This window comes from Bacillus sp. GbtcB14 (assembly GCF_019091205.1).
GTDB classification, from domain to species: domain Bacteria; phylum Bacillota; class Bacilli; order Bacillales; family Bacillaceae_G; genus Bacillus_A; species Bacillus_A cereus_AG.
Window position 1 is genome coordinate 205,738 of record NZ_JAGXJT010000003.1, and the last position, 12,728, is coordinate 218,465.

Consider the following 12,728-nt stretch of genomic DNA (forward strand, 5'->3'; position numbering starts at 1 on the left):
AGCATCGAAAGCATATGTTAATGGATGTAGGGATCGAAATTCTTGTGAAAAACTAATTAATAAAGATTAATTTTTAAGTTACGACGTTTTAATTATATAAACAGGGGGGAAATCGTTGTGTCAAAAAAATTAAGTGAACAACAAAAAAAAGCTGTAGAAACGACTGAAGGACCATTATTAATCATAGCTGGACCAGGTTCAGGTAAGACATTTACTTTGGTAGAACGTATTTTATATCTTATTGAACACAAGCAAGTTGAACCAGAAAATATTTTAGTAGCTACTTTCACTGAGAAAGCGGCTAATGAGTTGGTTACTCGAATTTCAAATAGACTTCATGAAGCTGATATTAAGTTTAATCTTAACGAAATGTATGTTGGCACAATCCATTCATTATGCCTTCGTATATTAGAAGATAATAGAGAATACACGCGATTAAAGAAAAACTATATACTAATGGATCAATTTGACCAACAATATATGCTTTATCAAAAGTTAAACCGGTTTTTAGCACTGGACGGGATTGAATCTGTGTTAAGTTTTAATACCTCACGTTGGAAGCAATCACAAGAATTATTAAAATGGATTAATAAATTAAGTGAGGAAATCGTTGATATTGAAGAATTAGTTGCTAGTGAGGATACTAGATTAAGTATTTTAGGACGGTGTTACCAAATTTATGAACAATTATTGGTTGAAGAAAATGCATTAGATTTCTCAACAATCCAACTTGAAACTTACAAACTTCTTCAGAATTATGAAGAGGTAAGGGATAATTTAAATGAGAAATTACACTATTTAATGATTGATGAGTTCCAGGATACGAATACAATTCAAGAAAAGCTTGTGTTTTTATTAGCAGGAAGAAAACAAAATATTTGTGTTGTCGGGGATGATGATCAAGGTCTATATCGCTTTAGAGGAGCTACCATTCGAAATATTTTAGAATTTCCACAAAACTTTCCGGAAGGTATTTGTCAGCAAGTGGAACTTTCTACTAACTATCGTTCAAATCCAGAGATTATTCAGTTCTATAATCAATGGATGGAACAAAATAATTGGTCAGAACAGGGTATTACATATCGTTTTGACAAGAAAGTTATTGCAGATGATTCGAATAGAGTAAATCAAAGAACTGTTGTTAAAGTATCAGGTGAGGACGGCTTAGGTGATTGGGAGAGTGAAGTATATTCGTTTCTTCAAACTATGAAAGCTGATGGGAAAATTTCTGATTGGAATCAGGTTGCACTTCTTTTTCGCTCAGTAAAAAATCCAAGAGTACTGAAACTTTCGCGATATTTAGAAGAAAGAGGTATAGCGGTTTATTCGCCTCGTTCGAATCTATTCTTTGAGCGACGAGAAATTCGTTTAGCTTTAGGAGCGATATTATTCTTATTTCCAATGTATGCACAACTTAGAAAATGGAATGATGGTGCTTTTATTCCTGAATGGGATTTTTATGATAAATGTTTATTAGAATTTGCGGAAGAACTAAGAAAATCGGAAAATCATGATTTGTTAAATTGGTGTAAAGGGAAAGCCAGATTGCATATGACGTTAAATAAAAACTTAGATTATGCGTTTTCTGGATTATTCTATCAGCTTATTCAGTTTGAATTATTTAGCGATTTGTTGAGTGATAATGTATTTACAGTTAAGGATAGTAGAGAAGTGCGTAATTTATCACAGTTTTCGAAGATGCTTACTAAATTTGAGTACCTTCATCACCTTTCTGTATTTACAACAAAAAACATTGGGGATTCAGTAGTAAGATTTTTCAACCAATACGTACGATTTCTATTACAAGGAGGCATTGATGAATACGAGGATGATTCAGAATATGCACCGAGTGGATGTGTATCGTTTTTAACAATCCACCAATCTAAAGGGCTGGAATTTCCAATTGTTATAGTGGGATCATTGGAATCTACACCAAGAAAACAGTATACTGAAATTGATGAGTTACTCCAAAATGATTTTTATAGTAAATCACCATTTGAACCTATAGATCGTACTAAAATTTATGATTTTTATCGATTGTATTATACAGCCTATTCAAGAGCACAAAATCTGCTTGTTTTAAGTTGTCAGGAGAATGTGGCGAATGGGCCGGGGACGAGAAATATACCTTCCAAATACTTTACTGAGTCCTATCGTCATCTAAAAAGCTGGCGAGATGAACCAACTATTTATAATATCGAACTAGCCCAGGTAAAGGATGTTAATATTAAGCGAGAGTATTCTTTCACATCTCATATTAACTTATTTGAAACATGTTCTTTACAATATAAATTTTATAAAGAACTAGGTTTTGCACCTGTACGTCAAGGGGCCACAATCTTTGGTACATTAGTTCATCAAACAATAGAAGATATTCATAAGTCTGCGTTGAAAAGCGAAGCATATTTAATCAATGAAGCAAATATAGAAGATTGGTTTAATACTAATTATCAGCACCTGTCTAAACGTGAGCGTGTATACTTAGCTCCGCAAACACAAGAGGCTGCATTGAAACAAGTGAAAAGTTATGTGGAAAAACAGAATGGTGATTGGTCTCATATTCAAGAGGCGGAAGTTGATGTATCTTTAGTAAAGGATAAATATATTCTCAAGGGAACAATTGATTTAGTAAAAGGTGACGGGGATACAGTGGAAATCGTCGATTTTAAATCCGAAAAGAAACCAGATTTAGTAAAAGAGAGAGATACACTTTATCGTTATAAGCGACAACTTGAAGTATATGCACATTTAGTAGAAGAACGAACTAACTATAAAGTAAGTAAGATGCACCTTTACTATACAGGAGAAAAAGAGAGTAATCCCTATGTTACGTTTGATAAAGATACATCAGTAATTAATCAAACGATTAAATCGTTTGATCGAATTGTTGATCGCATAGAAAGTCATGATTATACAATTAAACAAAGACCGAAAAAACACTGTGGAAACTGTGATATGCGTTTTTACTGTGATCGAAATTTATGAGGTGAAATGAATGAATAATGAGCATGAATTACAAAGTGTAGAAGACTATAAATTTGAGCCAATTAAGGGCTATCCAATGCTTAATTGGAAAGGAAAGCGACCGTATACATCGACTCAATACTATCCAGCACAACTTAAAGAATCTTATGGTAACTCAAATCAAGAATGGATGAATAAAATATTTTGGGGAGATAACCTTCAAGTAATGAGTCATTTGCTTAAAGAATTTCGGGGGAGGATAGATTTGGTTTATATAGATCCTCCGTTTGATTCTAAGGCAGATTATAAAAAGAAAATAAAATTAAAAAAGAAACAAGTCAATACAGATTTAAGCGCATTTGAGGAAAAACAGTATGGAGATATTTGGAGTAATGATGAATTTCTTCAGTTTATGTATGAAAGGATAATTTTGATTAAAGAATTATTATCAGATACAGGAACTTTATATGTCCATTGTGATTGGCATAAAAGTGGTTATTTAAGATGTATTTTAGATGAAATATTTGGGCCGGGAGCTTTTAAAAATGAAGTGATTTGGCATTATTATAATAAAATGCAAGGGAATATTAATAGGTTTGCTTCAAATCATGATAATATTTTAGTTTATACAAAATCGGATACATTTACTTTTAATAAGATAAGAGAAAAGAGGGAGAAGCCGGTTCGACAAATTAAAAGAGTGTGGGATAGTGAAACTCAGTCGTTAGTAAATGCAAAAGATGAAGATGGAAAGGTCATCTATATAGAATCTACACATAAGACCGTAGATGATGTGTGGAGATTATCTATGCTACAGCCTGCTGATAAGATTGAGCCTACTGGTTATCCTACTCAAAAACCGGAAGCGTTAATTCAAAGAATCATTGAAGCTGCAACAAATCCAGGAGATATAGTTTTTGATTGTTTTATGGGATCGGGAACTACCCAAGCTGTTGCATTAAAGACTGGTAGGAGATTTATTGGAGCAGATATTAATTTGACTTCGGTTCAAACAACGACAAAACGATTGCTGAATTTACTTCCAGAATATAATACAGGTCTGGAGATATTCAATGTTAATAACTATGAAATGTTTAAAAATCCTTCTCAAGCTAAAGATATATTATTAGAAGTGTTAGAGGTACAACAAATTCAAAACAGCATCTATGACGGTGAAAAAGATGGTCAGATGGTTAAAATAATGCCTATTAACAGAATTGCGACAAAAGCAGATTTAAATAATCTTATTACAAATTTAGACTATAAGGTTTTAGAGGAAAGACAAAAGAGCCATCCTAACCAAGTTGTTGAGGATATTTTATTAGTATGTATGGGTCATGAACCAGATTTAGCAGCAACCTTAAAAAAGGAAATTCCATATAAAATTAATGTTGAAGTGGTAGATATTTTACGTGATAGAGTCAATTTAGAATTTAAACGAGATGCAGAGGCCCGAATTAAAATTGATAATAATCAATTAATTATTCAAAATTTCTATCCGATGAATCTTCTTCAAAAATTAAGTATTATGAAAGAAAATATTGAAGAATGGAAAGAGCTTGTTGAGTCAGTAATGATTGATTGGAATTATGATGGAGCAATTTTAGAACCAAGTGAAATTGATATACCTTCTAAAGAAGGTTTTGTCAAAGGGGTATACAATATTCCGGAAGATGCGGGTACAATTCGAGTGAAAATAACCGATATACTATCTGAATCGTTAGAGGTGAGCATTGAGAATGAGTAAAAAAAAATCTTTTGCGTTAGATTTCGCTTTCTATACTTATTTATGGGATTTTTATGTTCAAAATAAATCACGTATACGTTCAAAATATAAGTTATTGTCTAAGAAGTTTTTAGATTTTAACGATTATCAAAATCCAAAATCTTTCTTACGTCAACCACAGTTCGAAGCTTTGGAAATGTATGTCTTTCTAAAGGAATATCAAGAAAACAAGAAAATTCATGATATTTTTACTGATTGGTACGAAAAAAAAGGTGGCTTTGAAAACCGTGGGGATCTGGGCCTAACTCAGGGTGAACAGTATTCTTTATTTACTATAGAAATTGATGAATATAAAAGTGTATTTGCTCGGATGAAAAAATATGAATTAGCCTACCCTAACTATATTTTTGCGCTAACAATGGGGACAGGTAAAACAATTTTAATGGCGACTTGTATTTTCTATGAATTTTTATTAGCTAATAAGTTTCCTAAGGATAAACGTTTTTGTCATAACGCAATTGTATTTGCACCAGATAAAACTGTCTTAGAATCTTTACGTGAAATTCAAACTTTTGATAAATCGAAAATTATTCCACCCGAATATTTAGCTTGGTTGGATAGTAATTTGAAAATTCATTTTCTAGAGGATACTGGTACAACATTAAATACGATTGACCGATCAAAATACAATATTATTATTTCAAATACACAAAAGATTATTCTAAAACGTCAGCACAAAGAGAGATCAGGGGCTGAAACGTTGTTTAATGGTAGTGCTTCATCAACAGGATCAGCCTATGATCAAATAGGTGATCTATATGGTTTTGGTGAACCTATAGAAGAAGGAGAATTACTGAATAATCAAAGGTTTTCTAAATTGACTCGATTGGGAAATCTAGGTGTATTTATTGATGAGGCACATCATGCTTTTGGTGATGCTTTAGCGAAAGATATGGGGTTAAAGGTTTCTAAAACAAGTCTAAGATTAACGATTAATGAGTTAGCATCATCCCTTGAGAGATCCGGAACCTCTTTGATTGGTTGTTATAATTTTACTGGTACGCCGTATTCGGGTAAAGAGGTTTTTCCTGAGGTAGTTTATGCTTATGGATTACAAGAAGCTATAAATAAAGCATATTTGAAAAAAGTTCATATTGAAGGCTATACAAATTCAAAATCAAAAGAGTTTTTACAAATCACAGTAAAAGATTTTTGGGAAAAATATAATAATCGGCGATATGAAGGAATGCTGCCTAAATTAGCGATTTTTGCTAGTGGAGTAGAGGAACTACAAAACGAGTTACGTCCAGAATTAGAACGAATTTTAAACGAGCTAGATATTCCGATTGATAAAATATTAGTGAATGTTGGTAATGATAAGATCACTACGAATGATGATATTCGAGAGTTTAATAAGCTAGATTCGCCAGAGTCTAATAAGCAGTTTATCTTATTGGTGAATAAAGGGCGTGAAGGTTGGAATTGTCGTTCTCTGTTCGGAGTAGCATTGTATAGAAAACCAAAATCAAAGGTATTTGTATTACAAGCAACAATGAGGTGTTTACGCGCAATTGGAGCAGTGCAGGAAACGGGGCAAGTTTATTTATCAGCAGCAAACTTAGAGATTTTAGATGAGGAGTTAAATAAAAACTTTCGTTTAAATATCAAAAATTTAAATGAGATGGAAAGTAATAAGGAAGAATATAAGGTTAAATTAGTTCCGCCGCCTGTTAGAGTTACATTAAATAGAACTCAAAAATTGTACCTATTAAAAGATAAAGATATTGCAGGGAAGGTTAATTTTGAACTAGATAAAATTGATTTGACGAAATATCAATTAAAACGAATTAGTCAAGAAGGATTAAATGGTATTCGGAAAGTCAGTGAAGATTTAAAAAAGGAAAGAGACAAAAGACAATTCAGTGCATATATGTTAGTGGCTGAGATTGCCAAATACCTAAATAAATCATGTGTTGAAGTGGAAGAAGTATTATCGAATTCATCATCTGATATCAAAAATCTAGTAGAGTTCGTAAATGATTATAATGAAATAGTTTATGATTATATCATTCCTGAACTTTTTAATTATTTTTATGAATTAAAGCCTTATGAGCGTAAAGAAGAATATCAAATTAATTTGGTCAAGGAGTCCAAATTGGGTTACTATACAGTTACTGCAAAACCGGATCTTGTTGTAGAGCGATCACAAAATGAATGTAAAGTCATCAGAGAGAAAAGTTTCCATCTAGATACGTATTGTTTCGATTCAAAACCGGAGAAAAAGTTTTTTGAAGATGTTGTTCAAATGCAGGATGTTAAAAAGGTCTATTTTACTGGTATGTTAACCCATGGACAGACAGATTTTTATATTCAATATATTGATCCAGATTCAAATAATGTACGAAATTATTATCCTGACTTTTTAGTAGAAAAAAATAATGGAGATTATGTAATAGTCGAAGTTAAAGGGGATAATAAAATTGAGGATCCTGTAGTTTTGGCCAAAGAGCGAGCGGCTAGAGAGATTGCTACTGCAAGTAAAATGGAGTACAAAATTATTAAAAGCAGTGAAGTCATGAATGGTGAATCGAAAAAAATTTTTTAAAGTCTTTTAGATAATCTAACTGATTAAAAGAACTAACTTAACCAATAAGTGGTCATAGTTAGTTCTTTTTTATTAATATATTCTTCTACTTACTTTAAAAGGAAATGGAGTTGTAGAATTATATGGATACAACTTAGTTAAGTCTTTATAAGAGGGGCCGAGGAGGAAATGACACTAGAAAATCTAAAACAAATGAAAAAAATTATTTAAAAGAAGTAAATAATTTTTTAAAAAAGGCTATAGCAATATTCGTAAAAATAAATAATTAACTCAAAAAATCAAGCAAATCTATCAAAATGCCAAAGAGCGTTACGGTATGCCAAAGATTCATCAAACACTGTTGGAGTAAGATTTACAAGTCAGCATAGGGATTGTACAACGGTTCATGAAGAAAGAAAATATTCGTTCCATTATCCTGAAAAATATAAACTGCATTCATCAAGATCTTCTATAGAGGAACGGGGAAATCTATTAGAACAGGACTTCTTTACAACAACAATAAATGAAAAACGGGAAGTGGATATTACCTATATTGACATGTGAAAAGATGATTGGTATTAACTTGCATCTGTCATGGGTAGAATTGTAGGATATTCATCTTTACGAAATATGACAATGAATCTTGGGGTGAAAGTGTTAGAAAATGCTTGCTATACATAGGGATCAGCAAAAGGTCTTATTTTAAATACTGACTTAGGGACACAATATTATAAGTCAGGAACTTCGAGCCCTACGCGTGAATTATAAAATAAAGCCCTCTGCCCGTGTGATAATACTTGTATCGAGGCAGTTTATCCTATTTTAAGGAAAGAAGAAGTATATCGCACAAAATAGGTCACATTTGAATAATTTTAATACATAGAGGGACGGTATAGCCGAAAGGGATTCATAGTAGAATTGGTTTGAATTTCTCCAAGTAATAGAAGCTATAGGTATGATTTATCTTTTGATCCGAAATAGTGATTAAAGTCTAAAAATTTAGTTTGAATTGAAATGATAGCGGGTGAAAATGGTATAATGGGATATATTGTTATCCATGGAGTTATATTTGAAAAAAAGGACATTTCTTGGGAGGTGTAGGCTATTACTATCGGAGAAAAAGAGAAAGTGAGAACAAAAGAATTTGATTGTTTTAACGTGCATTTTATAAAAGATAATTACTCTTTTTGTCATATTGAAATCGAGGATAATCCTACTTTTTATGAAAATTTATTTGAATATTTTTTTTCGGAGGACAAGTTACTTAAATATTGTGAGCATACCTCTAGCATAAAATTTAGCCCATCTCCTAAAAATTTTGTAACCCTATATAAACATTTAAAAACATATATTGATGATTTTAATCAGGTGAAAGAAATTTCTGAATTAGAAGAAATGCTTCTTTTAATATTAAAAGAAGAACAAGTACTAGAGGATGAGGATGGAAAGAAATTAGTTCGTTTAGATAAAATGGGGAAAATTGGAGAATATTTATTTTGTTGTTTATTGGCAGATTTTTTTGAATTTGATTGTATTCTTCCTAAAGTTCATTTACAGACTGATCCAAATATGAATGTTTATGGAATAGATACATTGTTCTATTCAGAAAAAGAGCATTTACTTTTATTTGGAGAATCTAAAATGAGTTTAAAACTGGATAATGGGTTAAATCTTATTAAAAAGTCATTAAAAGAATATGAAAAACAAGTGTCTGATGAGTTTGATATTGTTCTAAGCAATAGGTTTTACAAGAATATGCTGTACAGATTTAATGATATTTATGGGGATGTAACCGAAATTAGTATAGACATTATGGATTTTATAAAGAAAGCTAATATTAAGCAAATTGGTGTGCCTATATTTATTGCTCATGGTACAGAATTAAAGGTTGAAGAAATTCTACTTAAATTAGAAAAAGTAAATAAGGTAAAGTTGTTTAACTTAGACACAAAATATTATTCTATTTCTTTACCTATTGTGGACAAGAATAAACTAGTTGCAACTTTCACTAAGAAAATAAGGGATAGGGGGGACTACTATAGAAATGAAGCAACAAAATAATCCTCAAGCGTTAAGAGAAAAATACATTAGAGAATTGAATGGAGCTAATAATTCTGCGCTGCGAGCAAAAGAGTTAGCAGATGATTTATTTTCACTTGATCTAACAGTTTATTCCCAAAATTTTTCTTTTAGATCTATAGTTTATAATTCATTTGCTATGTCAGAGATTGATGAAAATATTTCTATGCACCCTGAACAATTACAAATTGTCTCTAAAATAAATGAGAATGCTGCAACTATAATCAGTGCACCTACAAGTTTTGGTAAAACTTTTTGTATCTTTGAATATATAGTTAAGTATAAGCCGAAAAATGTGGTGCTGATTGTACCTACTTTGGCATTAGTTGATGAGTATTTCAAGAAAATAATAAAAAAGTATAAAAATAAATTTAGTCATTATAAAATTCATACGAGTTTAAATGAAGAAAAAATCTATAATTTTAATAGTTTCAATATATTCATTCTTACACATGATAGGGTGGTACAAGAGACTAATTATCATATTATAGAGAAGATAGATTTTTTAGTTATTGATGAAGTATATAAGTTAGAAACAGATATGCAAAATGATAGGGTATTAGTTTTAAATATGGCTTATTACTATTTATCTAAAAAGGCGAGCAAATATGTTCTTTTAGCGCCATTTATTAAAGAGGTTAATGACATAGATAAATTAGAAAAATCACCGGTTTTTTATGGTTCAAACTATTCTCCAGTAGTTAATGATGTAAGGACGTTTCCTATATTACAGGAACAAGACAGAGTTAGTGAGTGTAAAAGAATATTAAAATCATTAAATGAAGAAGAAAAAACATTAATATATTTTCCTACAGTAAGTAGTATGTATAAATATATTTCTACAGTAATTGCATTGGAGCCAAAAAAATTAAAATTCCTTGATCATGAAGTTTTATTTTTTATTGAGTGGGCTAAAGAAGAAATACATGAAGAATGGTGTCTAATAACGGCTTTAGAAAGAGGATATTTAATCCATAATGGACAAATTCCAATGGGAACTAGAATGTTTCAATTAGATTATTATGAACAAAGTAATTTATTTAATAAATTGCTTTGTACCTCTACTTTGTTAGAAGGGGTAAATACTACTGCTAAAAATATAATTATAACAAAGCCTTCTAGAATTTCTAATAGTCCTGGTGATCATTTTTCGGCATTTGATTTTTTTAACTTGGTAGGAAGAACAGGTAGATTGCATCAACATTATATTGGAGATGCATATTACATTAAATCTCCAAGTGATCCAGAGTATAGAAAAGCAGATGCTGTTAAAAGTATTCGATTCGAAGTTACTGATGCAAGTAAAGATATTGATATACAGAAAGGTGAAGTAGAAAAATATCAAGATGTTGTAGAGTTTTTAAAAAAATTAAATATAACTAAGGAGGATTATCTAGCAAATATAGGGTCAAAGGCTAGATTTGATACAGTAATTGATTTATATAATGCATATGCTATGAATAAAACAAAATTATTAGCTCAACTGCAAGCTCATATCGAAGATGGGCGAGTCGGTAGATTACGTTTAGTAGAAATTTTATATAAAATATGTGAGCAAAAAGAAAAAGTAAAATTAGAATCGAATTTAATTAACACCCTGCTCAGTAAAAAAAGGCCTCGTATAAAAAAAGTAGTAGATGATGCAAAAAAATATTTCAAAATAGATATAGATTATCTCATAGCCAAAGCAATAATGTTTAAGACGAGTTATATTGAACATAATTTTTATAGTCGAGTGTTAATCATAAAGTATTTTTTAGAAAGAGAAAATGTAAGAAAAGAATTAATAGATATTTTAGATAGTAAGATATTAAATACTATTGAATATCTATATTTTTCACAAGTTAAACATAAAAAAATGCTATTAGATTTAGGTATTTATGAGAGAGATATTAATAAAATTATTAAAATTATTGGTGATGATTTTGAGGATGCTTTTGAGCTAAAGCAAAGACTAGCATCTAACTTTTCGAAATTAAAAGATATAAGTTACGTTTCAAAATATGTAATAAAAAATATAATTTAATTTATCTCTCCGTATTTAAAGTATTATAAAAACTTATAATACTTTATGATTCCTAATGATAATGAAACATCAAAAGGCGAACAAGGGAAAGGCCCTTGTTCGCCTTTGAATAATTTGCTATTCAATAATATATTTGATAATTAAAAATTAGCTCAAAAGCATTCTGGGTTGATAAATTAACATTGATAGAGGTGGAGCAATATGAATATAATAAAAAATTTAATGGATGTTTCAACTTTTATAGGTGCGGTTTTTGCAGGTGTAGTAGCTGGAATAATTTCTGGATTCATTATGGGTTTTTTTACTGGGAAAACAGTTGAAAAAAAATCTAAAATAAAGAATAAAGGAAACCATAATACTTTTAATGTAAATAATAATTAAATATAGGGGGGATAAGATGTTTAATAAAATGAAAAAGAATTTGAAAATAAAAATAGGGAATTATGGGAATTGTAACACCTATAATGTGAATTCTCCCACTACAATTAATCAGATAATTGTAGAAGATGTTCAAAGGTCTAAGCTTATAAAGGATAAAAAAAATGGTGCGGTTTATAAAGTGGTAAAAAGGTTTATTGAGGTGTATGAAAATCATTCAATTATGCAAAATCAAATACCATTTTTTATTGATAAAAAATTTGGTTTATCACTTAAAGATTTTGTTGATTATGATAGTATTCTTAAGATCTTAAATGATGACATCATTAATTGGACATGTGAGAAATTTGGTGTACGTAGAGAATGGTTGGATGGTATTGATAATCAAATTTATTGGTATAAGTCTTATTATAAAGAAGTACATTCATTTATTAGAGATACATATAATTTAGTGTCTACTAGAGAACAAATAACAATGTATGTTTTTAAGTATGGCGATTTAAGATTAGAAGAAGACGGGGATCATAATATTGTATTTTTATTAAGGTATCCCATAGGTAAGATTAATTCAAGGTATGTCTATAAATATATACCAATATCAACCATATGGCGTTGGTCGTATTGGCGTAGTAGATATCAAGCAAAAGCTATTATATATCTATGTAATGATATGGGGATAAATGTTAAAGGTTATGATTTAATAGAAAAGGAAAAGATTGCATCGGGGGAAGTTTTTCCTGAAAAACTAATTGGTGAGATGCCACTTGGGCTTACATGGTATCCGGAAGATTACATTGATATGTGGTCTCAGAATGACTTAGCAAGAGAGATTGAAGAAACAAACAAAGTAAAAAAATATATGGAAAAGGAAGGATATATTGAGTGTCTAGAAAAACTTAAAGAAAATAATAAAATGTTTTTATGAATTAATCATATAAACCGCTTTAGTAAATGAAAAAACAAACGGAGGA

General features: G+C 30.3%; 7 protein-coding genes and 1 pseudogene. All 8 read left to right on the forward strand.

The genetic code is table 11. The features are described 5' to 3' along the window. Window positions 1–117 precede the first annotated feature (117 nt). The 8 genes and pseudogenes from KVT31_RS30690 (at window position 118) to KVT31_RS10050 (ending at window position 12,682) form a co-directional block, all read left to right on the forward strand. Window positions 118–2,985, forward strand: coding sequence for an ATP-dependent helicase (locus tag KVT31_RS30690; RefSeq protein WP_249276693.1), 2,868 nt, complete (start codon window positions 118–120; stop codon window positions 2,983–2,985). A 10-nt stretch (window positions 2,986–2,995) separates the two neighbouring features. Beyond that, on the forward strand, window positions 2,996–4,711 hold the full coding sequence (locus tag KVT31_RS10025; protein WP_073531079.1) for a DNA methyltransferase: 1,716 nt from the start codon (window positions 2,996–2,998) through the stop codon (window positions 4,709–4,711). Next, window positions 4,704–7,295: a TnsA endonuclease N-terminal domain-containing protein gene (locus KVT31_RS10030; RefSeq protein WP_088095358.1), complete on the forward strand. Its 2,592-nt coding sequence runs from the start codon at window positions 4,704–4,706 to the stop codon at window positions 7,293–7,295. Before KVT31_RS10025 ends, KVT31_RS10030 begins: the two co-directional genes overlap by 8 nt. A gap of 265 nt (window positions 7,296–7,560) precedes the next feature. Continuing rightward, window positions 7,561–8,126, forward strand: a pseudogene (locus tag KVT31_RS30230) (IS3 family transposase); the annotation flags it as partial. A 276-nt stretch (window positions 8,127–8,402) separates the two neighbouring features. Continuing rightward, a complete protein-coding gene (locus KVT31_RS10035) occupies window positions 8,403–9,335 on the forward strand; it encodes a Hachiman antiphage defense system protein HamA (RefSeq protein WP_073531077.1) in 933 nt (310 codons plus the stop codon). Next, window positions 9,319–11,379: a DEAD/DEAH box helicase gene (locus KVT31_RS10040; protein WP_088095359.1), complete on the forward strand. Its 2,061-nt coding sequence runs from the start codon at window positions 9,319–9,321 to the stop codon at window positions 11,377–11,379. Before KVT31_RS10035 ends, KVT31_RS10040 begins: the two co-directional genes overlap by 17 nt. A gap of 201 nt (window positions 11,380–11,580) precedes the next feature. Further along, window positions 11,581–11,760, forward strand: coding sequence for a hypothetical protein (locus KVT31_RS10045; RefSeq protein ID WP_048536077.1), 180 nt, complete (start codon window positions 11,581–11,583; stop codon window positions 11,758–11,760). Window positions 11,761–11,776: 16 nt separating this feature from the next. Then, complete coding sequence (locus tag KVT31_RS10050) at window positions 11,777–12,682, forward strand: hypothetical protein (protein ID WP_048536075.1); 906 nt, start codon at window positions 11,777–11,779, stop codon at window positions 12,680–12,682. The last annotated feature ends 46 nt before the right edge of the window (window positions 12,683–12,728 follow it).

Coding starts and splice junctions, on each gene's coding strand:
- KVT31_RS10025 (WP_073531079.1), top strand. CDS start 2,996: ATGAATAATGAGCATGAATTACAAAGTGTAGAAGACTATAAATTTGAG.
- KVT31_RS10030 (WP_088095358.1), top strand. CDS start 4,704: ATGAGTAAAAAAAAATCTTTTGCGTTAGATTTCGCTTTCTATACTTAT.
- KVT31_RS10040 (WP_088095359.1), top strand. CDS start 9,319: ATGAAGCAACAAAATAATCCTCAAGCGTTAAGAGAAAAATACATTAGA.
- KVT31_RS10045 (WP_048536077.1), top strand. CDS start 11,581: ATGAATATAATAAAAAATTTAATGGATGTTTCAACTTTTATAGGTGCG.
- KVT31_RS10050 (WP_048536075.1), top strand. CDS start 11,777: ATGTTTAATAAAATGAAAAAGAATTTGAAAATAAAAATAGGGAATTAT.